Annotated in this window: 21 protein-coding genes and 1 pseudogene; 13 read left to right on the plus strand and 9 right to left on the minus strand. The window is 68.2% G+C overall.

What is annotated here, in order from left to right; genetic code table 11:
* Together A5789_RS05800 and A5789_RS05805 are read left to right on the plus strand one after the other, a co-directional pair.
* Nucleotides 1-423: CdaR family transcriptional regulator (locus A5789_RS05800; protein WP_197516558.1), on the plus strand; the 423-nt coding region annotated here is incomplete at its 5' end.
* 102 nt (nt 424-525) lie between these two features.
* Entirely contained in the window at nt 526-1350 is an 825-nt protein-coding gene (locus A5789_RS05805) for a hypothetical protein (protein WP_064906731.1), read from the plus strand.
* Nucleotides 1351-1368: 18 nt separating this feature from the next.
* Here the strand turns inward: A5789_RS05805 and A5789_RS05810 are convergent, their stop codons facing one another.
* Nucleotides 1369-2211 carry an acyl-CoA thioesterase domain-containing protein gene (locus tag A5789_RS05810; RefSeq protein WP_064906730.1) on the minus strand — a complete coding sequence of 281 codons (843 nt, stop codon included), beginning with the start codon at nt 2209-2211 and terminating at the stop codon, nt 1369-1371.
* A 545-nt stretch (nt 2212-2756) separates the two neighbouring features.
* Between A5789_RS05810 and A5789_RS05815 the strand changes: the two genes are divergently transcribed.
* The gene (locus tag A5789_RS05815) at nt 2757-3035 is read left to right on the plus strand and encodes a hypothetical protein (protein ID WP_227463053.1); all 279 of its coding nucleotides are present in this window, start codon (nt 2757-2759) and stop codon (nt 3033-3035) included.
* A gap of 108 nt (nt 3036-3143) precedes the next feature.
* On the opposite strand, the gene A5789_RS05820 is transcribed toward A5789_RS05815, so the two are convergent.
* Nucleotides 3144-4043, minus strand: a complete 900-nt coding sequence (locus A5789_RS05820; RefSeq protein WP_064906729.1) for a helix-turn-helix transcriptional regulator — start codon at nt 4041-4043, stop codon at nt 3144-3146.
* A 126-nt stretch (nt 4044-4169) separates the two neighbouring features.
* Complete coding sequence (locus tag A5789_RS05825; protein WP_030515774.1) at nt 4170-4400, minus strand: DUF397 domain-containing protein; 231 nt, start codon at nt 4398-4400, stop codon at nt 4170-4172.
* Between the two features lie 431 nt (nt 4401-4831).
* On the opposite strand from A5789_RS05825, the gene A5789_RS05830 reads away from it, so the two are divergent.
* From A5789_RS05830 to A5789_RS05850, 5 genes are all read left to right on the plus strand, one after another.
* The gene (locus tag A5789_RS05830) at nt 4832-5632 is read left to right on the plus strand and encodes an SAM-dependent methyltransferase (RefSeq protein ID WP_064906728.1); all 801 of its coding nucleotides are present in this window, start codon (nt 4832-4834) and stop codon (nt 5630-5632) included.
* Nucleotides 5633-5823: 191 nt separating this feature from the next.
* A complete protein-coding gene (locus A5789_RS05835; RefSeq protein ID WP_036524801.1) occupies nt 5824-6039 on the plus strand; it encodes a hypothetical protein in 216 nt (71 codons plus the stop codon).
* A gap of 163 nt (nt 6040-6202) precedes the next feature.
* Nucleotides 6203-6484 (plus strand): hypothetical protein, encoded by a 282-nt coding sequence (locus A5789_RS05840; RefSeq protein ID WP_030515776.1) that lies wholly within the window; start codon nt 6203-6205, stop codon nt 6482-6484.
* A 131-nt stretch (nt 6485-6615) separates the two neighbouring features.
* The gene (locus A5789_RS05845) at nt 6616-7173 is read left to right on the plus strand and encodes a TetR/AcrR family transcriptional regulator (protein WP_030515777.1); all 558 of its coding nucleotides are present in this window, start codon (nt 6616-6618) and stop codon (nt 7171-7173) included.
* A 30-nt stretch (nt 7174-7203) separates the two neighbouring features.
* Entirely contained in the window at nt 7204-7857 is a 654-nt protein-coding gene (locus A5789_RS05850; RefSeq protein ID WP_064906727.1) for a hypothetical protein, read from the plus strand.
* Nucleotide 7858: 1 nt separating this feature from the next.
* Here A5789_RS05850 and A5789_RS05855 read toward each other — a convergent pair whose 3' ends face one another.
* Nucleotides 7859-9277: an amino acid permease gene (locus tag A5789_RS05855; RefSeq protein WP_064908281.1), complete on the minus strand. Its 1419-nt coding sequence runs from the start codon at nt 9275-9277 to the stop codon at nt 7859-7861.
* Nucleotides 9278-9383: 106 nt separating this feature from the next.
* On the opposite strand from A5789_RS05855, the gene A5789_RS05860 reads away from it, so the two are divergent.
* The 4 genes from A5789_RS05860 (at nt 9384) to A5789_RS05875 (ending at nt 12827) form a co-directional block, all read left to right on the plus strand.
* Nucleotides 9384-10757, plus strand: coding sequence for an MFS transporter (locus A5789_RS05860; protein ID WP_030515780.1), 1374 nt, complete (start codon nt 9384-9386; stop codon nt 10755-10757).
* Complete coding sequence (locus A5789_RS05865; RefSeq protein ID WP_030515781.1) at nt 10750-11181, plus strand: MarR family winged helix-turn-helix transcriptional regulator; 432 nt, start codon at nt 10750-10752, stop codon at nt 11179-11181. Before A5789_RS05860 ends, A5789_RS05865 begins: the two co-directional genes overlap by 8 nt.
* Before the next feature lie 9 nt (nt 11182-11190).
* Nucleotides 11191-11676, plus strand: a complete 486-nt coding sequence (locus tag A5789_RS05870; protein ID WP_227462811.1) for a universal stress protein — start codon at nt 11191-11193, stop codon at nt 11674-11676.
* Between the two features lie 83 nt (nt 11677-11759).
* Entirely contained in the window at nt 11760-12827 is a 1068-nt protein-coding gene (locus tag A5789_RS05875; protein ID WP_064906726.1) for a DoxX family protein, read from the plus strand.
* 25 nt (nt 12828-12852) lie between these two features.
* Here the strand turns inward: A5789_RS05875 and A5789_RS05880 are convergent.
* Nucleotides 12853-13685 (minus strand): annotated as a pseudogene (locus tag A5789_RS05880) (alpha/beta fold hydrolase).
* A 100-nt stretch (nt 13686-13785) separates the two neighbouring features.
* On the opposite strand from A5789_RS05880, the gene A5789_RS05885 reads away from it, so the two are divergent.
* On the plus strand, nt 13786-14400 hold the full coding sequence (locus A5789_RS05885; protein ID WP_064906725.1) for a TetR/AcrR family transcriptional regulator: 615 nt from the start codon (nt 13786-13788) through the stop codon (nt 14398-14400).
* A 9-nt stretch (nt 14401-14409) separates the two neighbouring features.
* On the opposite strand, the gene A5789_RS05890 is transcribed toward A5789_RS05885, so the two are convergent.
* From A5789_RS05890 to A5789_RS05905, 4 genes are all read right to left on the minus strand, one after another.
* Nucleotides 14410-16473, minus strand: coding sequence for a neutral/alkaline ceramidase (locus A5789_RS05890; RefSeq protein WP_155525646.1), 2064 nt, complete (start codon nt 16471-16473; stop codon nt 14410-14412).
* 114 nt (nt 16474-16587) lie between these two features.
* The gene (locus A5789_RS05895; protein WP_227462812.1) at nt 16588-19011 is read right to left on the minus strand and encodes a beta-glucosidase; all 2424 of its coding nucleotides are present in this window, start codon (nt 19009-19011) and stop codon (nt 16588-16590) included.
* Nucleotides 19012-19071: 60 nt separating this feature from the next.
* Nucleotides 19072-19536: a nitroreductase family deazaflavin-dependent oxidoreductase gene (locus A5789_RS05900; RefSeq protein ID WP_064906722.1), complete on the minus strand. Its 465-nt coding sequence runs from the start codon at nt 19534-19536 to the stop codon at nt 19072-19074.
* A 9-nt stretch (nt 19537-19545) separates the two neighbouring features.
* Complete coding sequence (locus A5789_RS05905; RefSeq protein ID WP_063018990.1) at nt 19546-20145, minus strand: TetR/AcrR family transcriptional regulator; 600 nt, start codon at nt 20143-20145, stop codon at nt 19546-19548.
* Between the last annotated feature and the right edge of the window lie 134 nt (nt 20146-20279).

Here is a 20279-nt window from a genome sequence, read left to right on the forward strand (position 1 = left end):
GAACCCGTCCACCCGGCCCGCGCGCACCGCCGGCCGCGAACCTTCGACGACATCCCCACCGCCACCGACCAAACCCACCAACTCCTCGACATGGTCACCCGCCTCGGATCAATCCCCGGCCTCTACCGCTTCGACGACCTCGCCCTCGAATACCAACTCACCCGCCCCGGCCCCGGCCGCGACCACCTCGGCACCCTCCTCAACCCCCTCGACCACCACCCCGAACTCCTCACCACCCTCCAAACACACATCGCCAACAACCTCAACCGCCAACGCACCGCCCGACTCCTCCACGTCCACACCAACACCGTCGACTACCGCCTCAAACGCATCGCCCAACTCACCGGCTTCGACCCCACCCAAGCCAGCGGACTCTGGTACCTCCGCTCCGCACTCGTCGCCCGCACCTACACCACCGCATGAAAACGGCACCTGAAAACACAGGTGAAAGAACGCTGCCGAAAGCGGCTGTGGAATGATCGAGTTCCCTTGCCAGAGCAGGGTATCGGGGGTAATTCTTCGAGGGTGACAGTCGATCGGGCGCAGACATCCTCGCGCCGGCGCAACTGGGAACAACTACCCGCGGCGACCCGGGCGGCGGTCGAAGCGGTGACCGGTCCGGTCGCGCGGGCGAATTCGGTGATCGCCGGATTCAGCAGCCAACTCGCGACAGTGATCGAGACGGCCGAGGGCCGGACCTTCATCAAGGGTGTGCCGCAACGAGATCCGGAGGTCTGGACCCAGCACCGTGAGGCCGCGCTGGCTCGTCACGTGACTCCGGTAGGCCCGAGGTTACGGTGGCAGATCGCGGCCGGCGGGTGGGATCTGCTCGGATTCGAGTTCATCGCAGGACATTTCGCGGACTACCGCGTCGACGCCGATCTCGCCGCCACCGCGGCCGCGATGTCCGCGCTGAACCGGCTGCACCCGCCCGCCGAGGTGGAACTCAAGGACGCCGAGGTCCGCTGGGGCGCGTATCTCGACGACGACGCCGATACAGCGGTGTTCGCCGGTGACGCCCTGCTGCACACCGACTGGAACTACAGCAACGTCATCATCGACCATGCCGAGGCCCGGCTCGTGGACTGGCCGTGGGCTACGCGGGGTGCGCCGTGGATCGACCCCGGCTGCTGGATCGTCTGGCTCGTCTTCGCCGGCCACGATCCGGCCGCCGCCGAGTCCTGGGCCGCGCGGGTCCCCGCCTGGCACTCCGCGTCCGAACGCGACCTGCGCATCTTCTCCGGCGCGCTGGCCGCGGAATGGACCGCGACGGCCAACCGTAGTCCCAACGTGTGGACCCACGGCCTGCGCGACGCCGCCCGCCGATGGGCCGCCCACCGTGACCGGTGAGCGCCGCCGGCCGCCGGCCTAGCGGCGAGCGCCGCCGGCCGCGGCGATCACGCCGTCGAGATGACTCGCGGTGATCTGGCGGGCGGCATTGGAAACGGCGGTGATCATCGCGCTGCCGAACGCGCCGTGCCGATCGAACAGGGTCGCGATGCCGGCGGCGATTCCGTTGCGGCTCAAGTGATTATCGGCCTCGAGACCGATGTCGGCGCCCTCGGGCATGCGCACCAGGGCGAGCGTCAGATCGGTGTTGATGAAGCCCACCCCGGCACTGGACCAGTTGGTCACCATGCTGGTCTGCTCGGCGGCCATCGCGGCCACCACGAACGGCGAGGGCCGCTCCCCGTCGACCACGTTCACCGGATGCTGCCAGCTGCGTTTGCGGCTGCCGTTCTCGTGTTCCGAGGGCACCCGTGACCAGTGCGCCGAATCATCGCTGTGCCACAGCGGCGCATTCGGCAGATCGGAGGGAGGCGCCACCTCGAGCGACGGCGGCACCGGCTGCTGCTCCCGGGTCCAGATCTCGCCCGGCGGTTGCTCGGACGGCTGCAGGAAGACCACCGAGGCGCGTGCCGCGGGTTCGCCGTCCTGGATGACGACCGCATCGGCGAGCCGGATGCGCTTCCCGTTGCGCACACGAGTCGTGGAGACCGACAGCTCGTGCATGCGCGCCGGCTTGAACAGGTCCACGGTCAACCGCACCGGCACGAAACCGTCGGTGGCGTGCTCGTTGTCGAGAGCTCGCGCCAGCAGCCCGCACAGCGCCGGCCCGACCACCTGATCGGCCGACCACTGGCTGGCCGCCATCCGGTTCGGGGTGAAGCCCCCGCCGTCCACCGCGAAATATCCGTACGAGCTGTCCACCGCGCGTGCCTGTCTCCTCGGGTCGCCGCCCGTGAGCACCGCGGGCGGTCACCGTCGGCGACAGCCCGCGCTCGCCGTCGGCGACTGATCTTGCTGGTCCAGGCAGATATAGCACGGTAACGAGAACCGGTTCCACGCCGGGGCCGCTGCGCGGGACACCGCCGACACGCTCGGCAGCGCTTTCGATCAAGATCGGCGTGTCGTTTTCCGGCGCCGATACCATATTTTTTCGGCGAGGGAACCAGCCGTCCGGTCCGTGTGGAAACAGTGCAGCAAGCCACCTGCCCGCTCCGGCCGGCGTGCCGGTCGGTATATCACCCCCGCTATGGGAATCGGCGCCGGATCACCTACCGGACAGAGGGCTCCCGCGAAGGTCGGCAGCAACCCGTCAGCAGCCGAAAACCGGCCCCTGACCGGGGATTCGATGTTGCAGATGTGCTTGCATCTGATCTCGCGGCCACCCTAGACTCGGGCTGCAAGGCAATGCAGGGGACTACCCGTGAGCCGTAGGGTGAACCGGAAGCCAATTTTCGCCGAAGGAAACCATGCGGCCTGGCGTCAGGGGCGTTCGTATGAACCAGCCAATGGGCCTCGGTCGGCTCGGAGTGATGGACAGGAACCGGACCGGGCATCACAACAATTCGCGGGAAACCGCAACATCTTTCGTCATCAGTGCGGTCGAGTCCACCGGCGCGGCCACACGCGACGATTTCGATATCGATCGCATCGTCACCACCGCGCACGCGATGGTGAACGATTGGGATTTCGACGCGATGCAACCGGAAGCTTTCTGGCGCATCGCATCCAGTTGCATCAAACAATAGATCGGGACGGAAGTGGTAGCCGCCGACCCTGGGGTCGGCGGCTACTGCTGTCTTCGAGGCATTGCTGTGTTCGAGGCATCGATAGATCGCAATGCCGGATCGGCGGGTCTAGGCGGAGTCGGACAGGCCGGCCGCGGCCTTCTTCATCATCTCCCGCGACCGCTCCGGCGGTTCGGCCTGCACACTGAGCCGGTCCATGACCTGGCGGTAGAGCTCCAGATCTTGCTGGCGATCCAGATACAGTGCGCTGGTGAGTTGTTCGAGATACACGATATCGGGCAGTTCGGGTTCGGCGAAGCGCAGCATCGTGAACGAGCTGCCCGCCGCCGCGTGGCCGCCGGCCGCATACGGCAGCACCTGGATGGTCACGTTCGGCTTCATCGAGACCTCGACCAGGTGCTTGAGCTGTGCGCGCAGCACCTGCTCACCGCCGATCGGCCGGTGCAGCACCGCTTCGTCGAGGACTGCCCACAGCGTCGGCGCTCCGGGGCGGTCCAGGATTTCCTGGCGCTTCTTGCGGAGTTCCACTCGGCGAGCGGCCTCGGCGTTCTCGTGACCGAGCGCGACCACCGAACGGGTGTACTCCTCGGTCTGCAGCAGACCGGGAACGAGCTGTCCTTCGAAGGTACGGATCGACTTCGACGCGTGTTCCAGACCCAGGTAGGTCTCGAACCATTGGGGCAGCAGATCGTTGTAGCTGTGCCACCACCCCGGCTGGTTCGCGCGGCTCACCAGATCGAGGAACATCTCACGCTCTTCGGCGTTGTCGACGCCGTAGAGCGTCAGCAGATCACGAACGTCGCGTTCCTTGAAACCGGTGCGTCCCAACTCGAGTCGGCTGATCTTCGCGTGCGAGCCACGGATGTGCTCGCCGGCCGCCTCACGCGTGATACCGGCGGCTTCCCGCAGTTTGCGGAGCTGTCCGCCGACCGCGATCCGAAGCGCTGTCGGACCGCGTTCGGCGACAAGCGAATCCACACGGCCGATCCGGACGGGCTCTGCCATCATGAGGTCTACTCCGATGCTCGACGATCACCGGCAATGAGGGTACAGCCATCGAGAGCAGCTGGTCGAACATCAGGAACTCTGCCTCGTCGCGTACCGACACCGCGCCGAGTGCCATGCTACCGCCGATCAGGCCAGATCGTCGAACTCTCCACTCTTCGCGCCCCGGAGGAACGCGTCGATCTCGGGGCGGGTGTAGACGAGCACCGCCCCCTCGGGATCACGCGAGTTGCGCACGGCAACCAGGCCATTGGACAAATCGGCCAATTCGACACAGTTCCCGCTCGGATTGCTGAACGTGCTCTTGCGCCACGCGGCTTCGGACAGGCGGCCGGCTGTGGTGGCAGTGGAATCGGTCATGACTGTCTCCAGGGTTCGTGGTGGCCGAGCTCGGCAGCAGGGGCCCACACTCGGCGATCCGGATTGATCGAGCTGATGCCTATCTTCAGCTCTTGCATGTGTTCGAGCAAATGTACTTGCATTTGAAACCGACGCTTTGAACGATAGCACGGGGGTTGGCTCGGATCGAGCCCTCCGGAAAATCGCAAAAAACCAAGGGCGACAAGGGCTTTTCCATCCTTTTTCGATTGACTCGTCATCTTTCGAACCGGCCTCCGAGCACCCGAAAACGGTGTCCGACCGGTCGGTTTCGGGCCTCGACCGGGGCGGATGGCACATTCCCAGCCGATCCGCACACCGAATGCGACCGTTTCGGTTACCCTCTCGCGCACCCGGCATCGGCAACCGCCGGACGGGACTCGAGCGTCGGAACCGGGAGCAGGAGGGAATCGGTGCCGCCAAGACAGCAGCAGCCGTGCCGCGAGCGTGAGATTCGGACCGATATCCCGCACACCGCGCGGATCTGGAACTACTGGATGGGTGGACGGCAGAATTACGAGGTCGATCGCCGGGTCGGCAGCGCGGCAACGGAACTCGATCCCGGTATTACCGCCCTGGCGGCCGAGAGTCGCCGCTTTCTCCGGCGCGCGGTCGAACATCTCGCCGGCGACCTCGGGATCACCCAGTTCCTCGACATCGGCGCGGGGCTGCTCGCCACGGACAACACCCACGAGGTCGCGTGCCGGCGCAATCCGGCGGCCCGGGTCGTCTATGTGGACAACGATCCGCTGGTGCTCACCCACGGCCGGACGCTGCTGACCGATCCGCGAGCCGTCTATCTGGATGCGGATCTGCGCGAACCGGATCGGCTGTTCGCCCGTGCCGCAGACATTCTCGATCTCGACCGTCCGGTCGCGGTGATGTTCATGGGCGTGCTCGGCCACTGCGAACGCATCGGCGAACTCCGCGCTGTCGTCGCCGACTCGATGGCGCGGGTCTGCCGCGGCAGCTACCTCGCCTACTGGGACGGCACCACCGACAGCGCCGATTTCGTCCGGATGTGCGCGACCTACGAAAACGTCACGGCCGTACCGTATTTCCCGCGCGACCATTGCGAGTTGCGCTCCATCTTCTCGGAGCTGGAGTTGCTCGAACCGGGCTTCGTCCCCCTGACTCGATGGCGCCGGCCGGCCGGCGAACCGGTGCCGACCGTGCCGGTGTCGGGCTACGGCGCGGTGGCGCGCAAACCCTGATCACCCCTTGGGGCACAACACTTCCGATCACCGACGAGTGTGCAGATGTACTTGCATTTGCTCCTTGCAGCGCCGTAAACTCGACCGCACGACATGGCCGGACCACGCCGGAGCAGGCAGGCCGGAAGCAGCGGGAGGCCGTGCCGAAAAGTTCGCTTCCGCAATCTTTCGCCAACGGTCGAGGGCATTCCATGAACCAACTGCTCCAGCATTCCGGTACATGCGATCACGGCACATCCGAGCACCGCACGTCCGGCGCCGATCAGGTCGGTGACTGCGCCACCGAACCCCGGGAACTCACCTACCCCCGCGCCCGCGCGATTCTCTACGCACACGACCGGCACCTGTCGTGCCGGCAGTGGATCGCCGCCGCGGCGTATCTGTCCGCCGGACTCGACGACGAGTAGATCGCCCCGCGTTCGCCACCCCCGTCAAGACGGCTGAACGCATCGAAACCGGTCCCCGACAGCGCGATTCCGCACTCGGCTTCGCAATCGCCTGTCACCAGGACGAATACGCGCCCTACGATGGTGGTACCCGCACCACACCATCTTGTGGAACGAGGGCATCATGATCCTTCTGGCGATGCACGACGTCATAGTGGCCCAGGTCGGCAACCCGACGCCCGAGACACCTCCGGCGGCGGACAAACTCCTGAAACTGGTGCGCTACTTCACCTGGTTCATGCTGCTGTCGGGGACCAGCGCGATCATCTTCGCCGGCGGCCGGTTCGCCTGGGAGAAGTGGAACGGCGGCCCGCTGGAGTCACCGAAGATGGTGGCCGGGGCCCTCGTCGGCGGCCTGGTGGCCACCAGCGCCGGAACCTTGATGAATTCGATTCTGGCGCAGTGATTCCCGACATTCCGGACGATTCACCCGGAACCCGTGTGTTCCGGCCCCCGCCTCCGGACGCCGCCCCAGTAGGCTGAACGCGGACCACCGGCGGATCCGGTGCCGTCCCTCGGTCGAGATGGGAGGCTCCGGTGGCCGGCAGGCGGACCGACACACGGGACCGAATCCGCTCGGTCGCGATGGAGCTGTTCTCCGCGAACGGTTACGAACACACCTCGATCCGGGAAATCGCCGATCGGCTCGGCATCACCAAAGCCGCGGTCTACTACCACTTCCGATCCAAAGAAGACATCGTCGTCAGCCTCGCCGACGATCTGCGCAGGGGCATCGACGACCTGCTGGCCTGGGCCGCCGACCAACCGCCCGGACCCGGCACCGGCCGCGAAATCCTGCGCCGCTACGGCGCCGTGCTGCACCGCACCGGGCGGGAGATGACCCGGTTCATGTACGAGAACCAGCCCGCGTTCCGCCGGCTCGGGGTGGGATCGGACCTGCGCTATCACTTTCGCGCGGTCGCCGACGCGATGACCGCCCCCGACCACGAACCCCTGGCGGTCTTCCATGCCCGCCAAGCTCTGCTGGCCATCTCATGGAGTATCGGGATGATGGGCGATGTCGACCTGACCGACGAGCAATGCCGCCGCGCGGCAGAGGATATCGCGCTGGCCATCTACGAACGGGCACAATGAGAGCCTGATGAAGGCCGGCCCGAGGACATCATGAATACACGCGTAACCCTCCTGGCCGCTGCGATACTCGCGGCGCCGCTGCTGATATGTGGGTGCTCCCACCAGAATTCGTCACCGGTGAGCCAGGCGGCACATCCGGTTCCCATAGCCCACCAGGGCGCCCCCGCGGTCGGCCCCGGCCCGTCGGGCACCTACACCGTCGCCGCGCAACCGGCACCCGGCAGCTGCCATTTCGGCAAAACCGCTGACGGACAGCCACTTCCGGATCCGCACTGCACGCCGGGGGCGACCAATCCGAAGGTCACAGCCGAAACCGTCAAGTCCACGATTTGCGTAGGCGGATACACCCAATCCATCCGCCCGCCGGCGAGTATCACCGACCGGGAGAAGAAGGCGAACGCCGAATCCTACGGTTACACCGGCAATCTGCACGATGCCGAATACGACCATTTGATCTCGCTGGAGCTCGGCGGCGATCCGAACGATCCGCGCAATCTATGGGTCGAACCGCCCTCCCCCGACCACAAGGCCGGGTCGGGGCCGAACAACCCCAAGGATTCGGTGGAGAACAAACTGCATTCGCTGATCTGCTCCGGCGCGGTCGGCCTGACCGACGCGCAGAACGCCATCGCGGCCGACTGGACCACCGCGTTGGCGGCGGTCGGCCATCCGGACGGAAAGTAGGTCAGCTCACCGCGGATGCCCGGCGGCGGCCCAACCGGTTCACCACCGGGTATCCGGCGCAGACGACCACCGCCCACCCCAGGCCGACCGCCAGCGCGGTCCGGCCGCTGTCGGTCCAGAACAGCAGTACGACGACCAGTCCGAGGAAGGCCAGTGCCAGCACCGAGCTGACCGGCGCCCCGGGCAGGCGGTAGTCGCTGGCCGGCAGTTCGCCGCGGCGCACACGGGCCCGGTAGATCATGTGGCAGACCAGGATCATGCCCCAGACGAAGATGATGCCGATGGTCGACACCGACGTGATGTAGTTGAACGCCTTGTCCGGGGAGACCAGGTTGACGATCACGCCGATCACCATCATCGCCGCCGAGAGCAGGATGCCGGCGAACGGCACCCGGCGATTGCTCAGGCCACCGAGCGCGACCGGAGCCTCACCACGCAGCGAGAGACTGCGCACCATGCGGCCGGTCGAGTAGATGCCGGAGTTGCACGACGACAGCGCCGCGGTCAGCAGCACGAAATTGATGATCCCGGCAGCCCCCGGAATACCGATCTGCTCGAACACCTCCACGAACGGGCTGCGCCCGGAGTGGAAGACCTTCCAGCTCGACACCGACATGATCACGATCAGCGCGCCCACATAGAACAGACCGATGCGCAGCGGGAGCGAATTGATCGCCCGGCGCAGGGTGCGGCGCGGATCGGCGGCCTCGCCCGCGGTCACACCGACGAGTTCGACGCCCACATAGGCGAAGAGCACGATCTGCAACGCCAGTAGCGCTTGGCCGAATCCGTTCGGGAAGACACCGCCGTCGGCCCACAGATTGGTCACCGTCGGATCGGGGGCGTGGCCGAAACCGAAGATCAGCACGCCGATACCGATGGCGATCATCGCGACGATCGCGGTCACCTTGATGGTGGAGAACCAGAACTCACCCTCGCCGAACAGCTTCACCGAGATCAGGTTCGCGGCGAACAGCACGCCGAGCACGACGAGCGCGGTGACCCATTCCGGGATCGCGAACCAGTACTTGACGTATTTGCCGGCGACGGTGATCTCGGCCATACAGGTCGCCACCCACACCGCCCAGTAGGTCCAGCCGGTGACGAAGCCGGCGAAGCGACCGAGGAACTCGTGCGCGTATTCACCGAAGCTGCCCGACACCGGCCGGTAGGTCAGCAGCTCCCCCAGCGCGCGCATGATCACGAAGATCGCCAGGCCGGCGGCGAGATAGCACAGGATCAGAGCCGGACCGGCCTGTTCGATGGCCCCACCGGATCCGTAGAACAGTCCCGTGCCGATCGCCCCGCCGATGGCGATCATCTGGATGGTTCGGGGGTTGAGGCCGCGCTGGTAGCCCTCTTCACCCGCGGACGCGAGGGCGGGCGCGTCCGTCCCCTCGGGTTTGCGGTCGGTCGTCATATCGCAGCACCGTACCGGGTCGGGGCCGGGGCGCGACCGGTGCAACCGTGCAGTGAACTAGTTCACAGCTCTTGCCGCCTAATAGTTGTGGGCGCACAATCATTGTGTGTCTACAACTGTTTCCGGGCTGACGCCGCGTCACAAGACGATCGTGCTGGTCACCTGCTGCCTGAGCCTGCTGATCTCGTCGATGGACGCGACCATCGTCAACGTCGCGATTCCGACGATCCGCAGCGATATGGACGCGCCCCTGTCGCGGCTGCAGTGGATCGTCGACGTCTACACCCTCACCCTGGCGAGCCTGCTGATGCTGTCGGGCGCGACCGCCGACCGCTTCGGCCGCAAGCGCATGTTCCGGATCGGACTGAGCATCTTCGCGCTGGGCTCACTGCTGTGCAGCGTCGCTCCCGATATCGACATGCTGATCGGGGCGCGCTTCATCCAGGCCATCGGCGGCTCGATGCTCAATCCCGTCGCGATGTCGATCATCACCACGGTCTTCACCGGCCGCGTCGAACGGGCGCGAGCGGTCGGCGTCTGGGGCGCGGTGGTCGGCATCTCCACCGCGATCGGCCCGATGGTCGGCGGCGTGCTGATCGACGCGCTGGGCTGGCAGTCGGTGTTCTGGATCAATCTGCCGATCTGCGCGGTCGCGCTGGTGCTGACCACGCTCTACGTCCCGGAATCGAAGTCGCGGACCGCACGCGGGATCGACCCGCTCGGCCAGGTGCTGGCTGTGGTGGTGATGTTCACGCTGGTCTTCGGGCTGATCGAACATCGCCCGGAGATCTTCGGCATCACGGCCGTGGCACTGGCCGGATTCCTCTACGCCGAACGGCGGCACCGGTCGCCGTTCATCGATCTGCGGTTCTTCCGCAGCGTGCCGTTCGCGGCGGCCACCGTCACCGCGATCTGCGCGTTCGCCGGACTGGGTGCCTTCCTCTTCAGCGCTTCGCTGTATCTGCAAGGCGTACGGCATTATTCGGCTGTGCACACGGGACTTCTCTACCTGCCGATGGCGCTGGGGATGCTGATCTGCTCGCCGCTGTCGGGCCGGCTGGTCGGCCGCTTCGGCACCCGGCCCTCGCTGGTCGCCGCCGGAATTCTGATGACGACGGCCGCGGCGCTGCTGACCACGCTGCGGCCCGATACCCCGGTCTGGCAGCTCGTCGTGATGTTCGCGATCTTCGGCGCCGGTTTCGGCACCGTGAACCCGCCGATCACCACCGCCGCGGTCAGCGGGATGCCGATGGATAGGGCGGGCGCGGCCTCGGCGGTCGCCTCGACCAGCCGCCAGATCGGCGTCAGCGTCGGAGTCGCGCTGTGCGGGCTGCTGTCCGGGGCGGGACTGTGGTGGGTGGTGGCCGCTCTCGCGGCGGGCGTCGGGGTGCTGGGCATCGCCGCCAACACCGGATGGGCACTGCGCTCGCGCGACCGGATCGCGCCCCTGCTCGAACACAAGGAGCCCGCCCGTGTCTGACGACGAGCTCACCGTCGCCGCGGAGCCGACGCCCGACGAGGTCTGGCGCGTGCTGACCGATGTCGTCAAGGACACCCGCGACACCTGGAAGCGCGCGGTGGTCGATCGAATGGGCATGCCGTTCAGCAGATTCCGCGTGTTGCGGCGACTGTTGCCCGGTCCGCTGCCGCTGAAGGAACTGGCCCGGGTGGCCACCATGGACGCGCCGGCCACCACCGTGGTGGTCAACGATCTCGAGGCCCGCGGTCTGGTCTCGCGCGAAACCGCTCCGGACGATCGGCGGCGCAAGCTGGTGACCATCACCGATGCCGGGCGGGAGGTGATCGCGCAGGCGATGGCCACTCCCGATCCGCCGCCGCCCACGCTCACCGCGCTGTCCGCCGAGCAGTTGCGCACCCTGCACGATCTGTTGCGGCTGCTCTAGGCTCGGGTCGTGGCCGAAGAGACAACACCGGAGTGGGCGCCCGGCCTGTCGTCGGGTTTCGAACTGGGCACCGACGGGCCCCGGGTGATCATGGTCGGCATCGATGGTTCGGATGCCTCCTGGCGCGCGACCGCCTATGCGGCCGGATTGGCCCGGCGTCAGAACTCCCTGCTGGCAATGGTTTACGTCCAGCCGTGGATGGCCATGGCCGGCGCCTACGGCGTCGACGTCCAGGGCGCGACCGCCGAGATGGCCGAGGATCTGGCCCGGCAGGTACGCGAGCACGCGGAGAAGGTCAAAGACGTCTACCGCACCCGCTGGAAGTTCATCACCCGCCGTGGCGATCCGTTCACGGTGCTGGCCGAGGCCGCCGACGAATTGAAGGCCGACGGCGTCGTGGTCGGCGCGTCCGAGAAGGCCGGGCATCGAATTATCGGCTCGGTCGCGGTGCGTCTGGTGAAAGCGGGGCGCTGGCCGGTTACTGTCGTGCCCTGAGCTCCGTCGGCGTCCCGAAGTGATTGGGACGCGGCATCGGGGGAACCCGCCGGAACGAGACCGTTGAGGAAAGGGTTTTCACTATGTTGATTCGCCGCCTTGCCCGACCGCTGCTGGCATCGGTGTTCGTCGTCGACGGAGTCGACACTCTGATGCATCCCGAGCCCCGGGCGCAGGCCGCCACCACCTTGGTATCCCATGGGGAACAGCGGCTGCCGGATTCGGTATCGGCCAAACTGCCCTCCGATCCGGCGAAAGTGGTGCGGATCAATGCCATCGTCCGGGTCGGCGCCGGAACGCTGCTCGCGCTGAATCGCGCACCCCGGCTCTCGTCGCTGGCGCTGGCAGTGACCGTCATCCCGGCCACCGTGACCGAGCAGGACTTCTGGAACGAATCGGATGCGCAGCAGCGTGCCGCCAAGCGCACGGCCTTCCTCAAGGACGTCGGTCTGCTCGGTGGCCTGCTCATCGCCGCGGCCGACACCGAGGGCAAGCCCTCGCTGGGCTGGCGGGGTCGCCGGGCCGCGCGTAAAGCCGCCGCCGCCCTCCCGTTCACCGCCGCCACCACCGACACGGTGCGGGATCGCCTGCAGCAGCAGGCCGTCCGCGGCCGGGAACTGGCGGCGGTGGCCGCCGACAAGGGCGCCGACCTGGCCTCGGTGGCGCAGTCGCGCGGCGCCGAACTCGCTTCGGTGGCCCAGTCGCGCGGCGGTGAACTCGCCGAGGCCGCCCGCGAACACGGCACCGAATGGGCGGAGCTGGCGCGCACCCGAGGCGCCGATTTGGCCGGCACCGCTCTCGACCATCGCGGCGAGTGGGCCGAGCTGGCCAAGCGACGGGGCGCGGATCTGGCCGAGGCCGCCCGCGAACACGGCGGCGACTGGGCCGAGCTGGCCAAGCGCAAGAGCGCGGAACTCGCCGACACCGCGGGCGATCACCGGGGCGAATGGGCCGAGATCGCGAAGCACCGCGGCAGCGAATGGGCCGAAGCCGCCCGCGAGCACGGTGGCGAATGGGCCGAGGTGGCCAAGCAGCGCGGGTCGATCTTCGCGCGCCAGGCCCGCAAGCGCGCCGAGAAGGCGGCCGAAGCCGCCCGCGAGCGTGCGGAGACGGCTCGCGAGCGTCTGGCCGAAGCTCGAAACGGCAAGTGACACATCGTTTCTCACCGGCGCCGGATCAGGCGCCGGTGAGAAACGCCGTCATCGCCGCGGCCACGGCCTCGGGTTGATCGAGCATCGACAGCACGTACGCGTCGTCGATCTCCACCAGCCGGCCCGCGGGCAACAGTTCGGCGAGGCGGCGCCCGTGGTCGCGGGGCATCGGCGCGGCCTGCCGGGACCACAGCACCAGCGCACGTCCGGGGAAGTTCCGCAAGGCTTCGGTATCGGCGATCAGCTGCGCGGCCGGTGGCAACACCCGGCCGTATTTGCGCACGTCCCGGCCGATATCCGGATTTCGCAGGGCGGGTTCGGTCCAGCCGCGCATCAGTTCGTCGGGTACCGGATAACGCGCCATCTGCCCGTAGATCAGCGACGAGCGGCGCAACAGCCCGATGCGCAACTGACGCAGCACGATCGGTAGCGCGCCCGGGACGCGCAACGCCAGCACCGCCAGCTTCCCGGGCAGTCCGGGCGGGAAGTTGTCGAAGGCCTCGCACGGCAACACGATCAACTGGGCGACCCGTTTGTCGAGGCCGTACGCGGTGAGGAACAGCCCGCCGCCCCAGTCGGAATGCACCAGGGTGACCTCGCGCAGGTCCAGCGCGTCGAGGAATCAGCGAGCACCACGTTCTGGCCGCGAATACTCAGATCCGCGTCCGCCCGCATCGGTTCCGGATGCGAGCCGAGCGGCAGCACCGGCCGCACATAGCGAAAACCGCTGGGCAGCAACGGCATCACCCGGTCCCACACCGTGTGATCGATGAGCAGTCCGTGCAACAGCACGACCGGCGGCCCCTGGCCCTCCTCGACGTAATGAATCGGACCGGCGGGAACTTCGACGACCGGCATACCCCTGCCACCTCCGCATCGGAATCGCGCGACGACGCTGTGAACAATGCGTTCACCCCGTAGAACGTTCGCTCTAGAGCGTGTGTTCTAGTATGGGAGGATGTCCGAGACCGTGTCAACCCCGACCGTCGAGCGCATCGTCACCGCGACCGCGGAACTGATGCGCCGCCAGGGCTACGGCGCTACCAGCGTCAAACAGATCACCGCCGCCGCGCGGGCCCCGATCGGGTCGCTGTATCACCACTTCCCGCAGGGCAAACAGCAGATCGCGGCCGCCGCGCTCCGTACCAGCGGCGCCGCCTACATCCAGCTGCTACCGCTGCTGATGGACCCGTACCCGGACCTGCGGGTGGCAGTGGTGGCCGCGTTCACCGCCGCCGCCGAACAGATCGAGCAGTCCGGCTGGATGAACATGTGCCCGGTCGGCACGGTCGCGGGCGAGATCGCCGACAGCGAACCGGCGTTGCGGGAGGTGACCGCCGAGGTGATGCAGTCCTGGATCGACCAGGGCAGTGCGTACTTCCGCGCACGCGGACTGCCCGCCCCCGCGGCCCATACGTTCGTGATCGCGGTCCTCGGCGCCCTGGAGGGTGCGTTCATACTCAGCCGCACCCTGCGCTCGACCGCCCCGATCGAATCGGCCGGGCAAGCGATGGCCGCCTATCTCGACACGCTCACCGAAACCCACTCCCCCGCAACGATGTCCGAGGGATGAACCAACCGATCAGCCCACGCTGAATTCGGCCGTGGTGCCCGTGAACGGAACGGCGGCGTCACCGTCGCGGCGGTCACCGCGGTATTCGATGCGGTAGCGCCCGGCTTCCGCGCCGGCGGGCACGGTCCAGTGGATGGCGATCCGCGAGGCCGCGGGCTGGCCGGGCGGGCGCGACCAGTGCAGTTCGGTGCACCAGTCGTTGTCGTCGAAGACCGCCCGCCATTGCTCGCCCTCGGCGCGCTGTACCTCGAAATAGCTTCCGCCGGTGTGCAAGTCGTTGGCCGGGTGGGCGCCGCAGAACTCGACCGTCACCGTATCGCCGTGACCGTAGCCGGGCTTCGGACCGGTGATCACCTCACCGAATGCGCGCCCGGTCATCGGCACATCGGCCGGCACCGGCGGCAGCAGATTCGGCTGCACGCCCGCGGTCCAGTCCAGCGGGGCCGGGCCGCGGCCGAGGTCGACGCGTGCGGCCACCGCACGGGCCAGCCGATCGAATTCCTGCACATAGGCGGGCAGGGTCCAGCGGCCGAACAGCGTTTCCCCGCCCTCGTACTGCTGGGAGGCGTATTCCTCCGGCGTGGTCACGTAGCCGCAGTACCCGTTCGAATAGCCTTGCAGCAGCACGTTTTCCAGCGGGACGGACAGGGCGTGCGCCACCACCCGCCGGATCCGCAACCCCGAGACCACCGTGTATTCCGCCGGCCCCGAGGCCAGCACCAGATCGCCGATCCGCAGAATCTGGATCGGCACCGTCAGCGGGACCCACGGGCGCGGCGGCAGCACACCCAGCGGCGCCACGATCAACTTGGGCGCCTGCACATCCCGCATCCACTGCTCGATGGGGCCGTCCAGTCCGCCCAGCGCGGCGACGACCGGATCCGCATTGCCTTCCTGCAGGAACGACAGCTGGGTCTTCCAGTTGTCCTCCGAACTGGTCGCGGCGGCCGCGGCGCCCATCATGGGGGGCGCGGTGCGGGCCGGTTTGCCGTCCGGCGTGTAGGACCCGTCGATGGCGGTATCGGCCATGTTCAGATAACGCAGCGCGGCATCCACTCCCCCGCTGCGCATCGGCCGCGCCGCATCGAAAGCCGCACGGCCCGCGCGATATTGGCGCTCGCCGATGAGAGAACAGTTGAGCCGGTTGTCCTCGGTGGGCCCCGACGGATGCCACGGCGTGAGTCCGATATTCGGCGTCATATCACCGGCGTTGGTCTGCGCGAACGCCGCCACGAAGCCGGGCTTTCCGGCGCCCGGACGCACTCCCATCTCGTCGTGCTCCCAGCGGTAGCTGGCATAGCCCTTGTTGTCGGCCGAGATGAGCGTATTGGCGTCGGTAAGCGATGTCCCGTGCGTCGCGAACCAGGTGATCGCGCCGATGTCCTTGCCGCCCTGCCGCAATCGCAGCACCGTCACCTGCGGATCGATCGCATTCGGGAATGCGGCCTTGTCGTCCGGCGGGTTCAGGTCGAAGGCCACCCGGGAGCGGTTGGCCGAGGCGTCGTGCAGTTCGCCGTGCCCGAGCGACAGCGTGCCCGGCGCCAGATTCTCGTGCGCCGCCACCAGCGCCGCGACGATACCGTCCACCTCGGCTTGATGGGAATTGTTCTGAAAGCCGTATGCGGCAAGGGAATAGGCGTATTCGCGAGCGGTGCCACCGCAGGAATTGTGATTGTGGGTGGCGTTCAGGTTGACGTTGCGCTCGGTGTACAGGGCACCGAATCGCTGTGCCAGCCGCTGCATCACGACCAGATGGACCGACTGGAACAGGCATGCGATATCCGCGTTGACGAAGGCCACCCGCTCGCCACTGGCCCGGTCGACCACGATGTAGGCGCGCGCCCAGGTCCGCATGAGCAGCCCGGTCGCGACCTGGTCGAGTTCGGAGTAGCCCATCATGCCCTGCCCGGCGACCGCGCCGGTCACATCGGCGATGCCGGCGCCGACCAGATATCCCGCCTCGTCGCCGGTGACCCGGATCGGTGCCGCCCCCGCGGAAGCGGTGGCCCCCACTCCCGCGGCCACGGCCGCGGTCACGGTGCCGGCCAGCATCGATCGCCGGGTAAACGTCACTGATCGCTCCTTCGATTCCGGCCGCCACGCTGCGACCGCCTCCTCCAACCGTGTGCACCGGAGATTACTGGTCACTCGTCCAGTACGCCAGCCCGATTTCCCCACCGGGCCGGGTTACTCGATGGGCGCGGTCAGCGGCAGTGCGATCACCGAGGTACCGACGTGCACAGTGAACGGACCGGGTTCGGTGTCCCAGCCCGCGTCGGTCCAGTCCTGAAAGGTTCGCTGCGGCAGCGAAATTCGCACCCGGCGCACCCCGCCCGGTTCGGCGGTGACGCTGGCGAACGCGGCCAGCCATCGCACCGGCCGCTCGATCGCACTGTCCTCACGGGACAGATAGACCTGGACGACCTGCTTACCGGTCCGCTCGCCGATATTGGCCACGGTCACCTCGACGTCGTGGCCGTCCACCGCGAGATCGCTCAGCTCCCACACGGTGTAGCCGAGTCCGTGGCCGAACGGATACGCCGGCTGCACACCGGCCCGCAGCCAGGCGCGGTAGCCGATGTGCACGCCCTCGTCGTAGTTCAGGGTGCCGTCGTAGTCCGGCGTGGTGTCGCGGACCGGCACGTCGGCGAGTTCCTTCGGCCAGGTGGTCGGCAACCGGCCGCCGGGTTCGGCCGCGCCGGTCAGCACGTCGGCCAGTGCGGCGCCGAATTCCTGACCGGGGAACCAGGACAGCAGCACCGCGGCCACGTCGTCACGCCACGGCATCTCCACGGGGGCACCGGAATTCACGACCACCACGGTGCGCGGATTGACGGCGGCGACCGCGGCGACCAGGTCGTTCTGACGGCCGGGCAGCGCGAGGGTGGTCCGGTCGCGCCCCTCACTCTCCAGCTGTTCGGTGGTGCCGACGACCACCACGGCCACCTCGGCGCGGCGCGCGGCCTCGACCGCCGCGGCGAATTCCTCCTCAGGCGCGCGTTCCGGCCGCGCCACGACCAACCCGACGCCCAGGATCATGCCCAGCCCCGCGGCCGCCGACGCACCCGATCCGACCGTGATCCGGACGTCGACCTCCTGGCCGGCGGCGAGTTCGCACGCCACGCGGCGTTGCGGCGGATCCAGCAGTGCCGCAACGGGATCCGAACCGTCGAAGGCGATATCGGTGTCGATCACGGTCGCGCCGTCGAGTTCCATCACGCAGTGACCGAGCGCCGCGGCACCGAGCTGCCACTCGCCCGCCACATCGGCGCGCAGTCGCGCGCGCAGTTCGATCGCCGACGCGGCCGCCGCGTGCGGATCACCGAACAGCACCAGCCGGCCCGCCGTGCGGTGCTGGGTGTCGAGGACACGCTCCCCGTCCAGATAGCGCAGGCACAGCCCCGGTGTGCCGGTGGCCGGGTCGGTGACCAGGTCCAGCGGCGCAGGTATCAGGTCGTCACCGGTGCGCACCCCCGGCGTGTGGGTGACCGGCAGCACCGCCGACAGACCCTCGACCGGCGTGACGGTGTGGTCGGGGATCACGGTCGCGCTGCCGCCGCCCATGTACCGCGGCTGCGCGGCGGCGGGCCCCAGCAACGCCACCGAGGTCCGCGGCGGCAGCGGCAGCACACCGTCGTTGTGCACGAGCACCATCGCGGCCGCGGCGGCGCGGCGCACCAGATCGTGGGCCTGTGTGGCGGTGAAGTCGGGCACCGGCTCGGGCTCGTGCGGGGCCAGGGCGCCGACGCGATCGGCGAAACGCAGGATGCGCCGGACCTTGTCGTCGATCGCGGACTTCGGCACGGTGCCGGCCGCGAGCGCGTCGGCGAGGGCTGGACCCCACAGCGGCGACGGGCCCGGCATGCACAGGTCGGTGCCGCGCGCGGCGCCTTCGGTACTGCGCACGGCAGTCCAGTCCGAGACGACCACGCCGTCGAATCCCCAACTGCCCTTGAGGGGTTCGTCCAGCAGCGGCGATTCGGTCATGGTGATGCCGTCGACGCTGTTGTAGGCGGCCATCACCATCCACGCCCCGGCCTGCACCGCGCGTTCGAACGGATACAGGTACAGCTCGTGCAGGGCGCGCGCGGCGACGCGGACGTCGACGGTGAACCGGTCGGTCTCGGAATCGTTGGCCACGAAGTGTTTCGGGCAGGCGGCGACGCCGTGTGCCTGCACCGCACGCACATACGCGGCCGCCATCTCCGCGGTCAGCATCGGGTCCTCGGAGAAGCATTCGAAATGTCTTCCGCCGAGCGGAGATCGGTGCAGGTTCACGGTGGGCCCGAGGACGGCGTAGACGTTCTTCTGCCGGGCCTGCGCCGCGATCAGGGCCCCGATCTCGGTGAGCAGGTCCCGGTCCCAGGTGGCGGCCAGCGCGGTTCCCGACGGCAGGCTCACCGAGGGATCACGTTCGTCCCAGTTCTCGCCGCGCACACCCGACGGCCCGTCGGATACCGGCATCTCGGCGAGGCCGATCGCGGAATCCCCGGCCAGACGGAACATTCCGGCTCCGGAGATGAGTCGTAGTTCGGCCGCCGGATCCAATTGCGTTGCCAGTTGCTCGATCCGGTCGTGCATCGGCTGCCCCGTTTCGTCTCGACTGCGCATCGGCCTCGACGCTACGGGATATCGGCGGGTCGGCGCCGTATTACCCGGCGCGCGTCGGGGTTAGCGCAACCGCAACCGGACCATCGGCAGCGTGTCGACCGGCGCGCCGGTCGCTCGTTCGATCACCGCGCGCAGGTTCTGCCAGGCCCGGGGGTGGTCGTGGATGTAGTGCGCGAGCGCCGCCGCCGATTCGGCCTCGGTCATCGCCGTGGCCGTCGCGGGTACCGCGCGCCGGGTGCCGACCCACAGCCGGACGTTCGAGTCGGCCTGGATGTTGCGGTACCACTGGGCGCGCGTGCCGAAGCCGGACACGATGACGCACTCGCGGGGCCCCGGGTGGTCGACCACCTCCAGCACCACGTGCCGCTTCGCGCCGCTCGTGCGGCCGATATGTTCCATCATCAGCAGCCGGTGCCCGAAGACGAATCCGAGACCCGCGCGATACAGCCCGATCGGGGCGCGGACCAGGATCCTGGTGTGCAGTGCCCGCGCACCCAGCCCGGCGGCGAATTCGGCGAATGCCATGGTGATCTCCTAGTCGACAGTGAACCGGGGCCGCTCGTCGCCCGAGTCGCCCCGCACGCCCGCGATCCGCAGCAGCGGCGTCCCGAGGTCGAGTGCGCGGGTTCCGGGGTCGATGAGGCGATGCAGAACCAGGCCGTCCAGCGCGGCCACCAGCACGACCGCGGTCGCCTCCGGATCGGGGACGGATTCGTCGGCGCGCAGCCGGGCGGCGATCGCGGCGCGGAATTCGGCGAGTACGGCGGCCAGGCCCGCGCGCAGCCGTTCGTGCCGGGTGGCGGCGAGCAGCATTTCGCTGAACACCCGGGTATCGGTGTCGGTGTCGTCGTAGCCGCCGATCAGCGACAGCAGTGCGGTGATGCCGGCCGCGGTGTCGCCGAGCAGGTCGGTGGGCACGTCGTCGACCAGCCGCCGCATCATCCGCAGCGCCGCGTCGATCAGCAGGTCGTCCACCGATCGGAAGTGATAGTGCACCAGCCCGGCCCGCACCCCGGCCCGTTCGGCGACGAGCCTGGTCGTCACCGCTCCCCAGCCGCGTTCGGCGATCAGTTCCGTCGCGGCGTCCATCAGCCGGGCCCGCGTCTCGCGGCCCTGTTCTTCCGCGGTGACCAACGCACCTCCTTGGTCGTTCGCCTTGGGCGAATGACCAAATTATACCGCGACGGTGGGAACCTCCACAAGAGGCCGTCGACCCGCCGTGCGCCACGCTCGCGGAGTTGGTCCCGGGTCAGGACGGTGTGATAGGG

This window comes from Nocardia sp. 852002-51101_SCH5132738 (assembly GCF_001665695.1).
Taxonomy (GTDB): domain Bacteria; phylum Actinomycetota; class Actinomycetes; order Mycobacteriales; family Mycobacteriaceae; genus Nocardia; species Nocardia nova.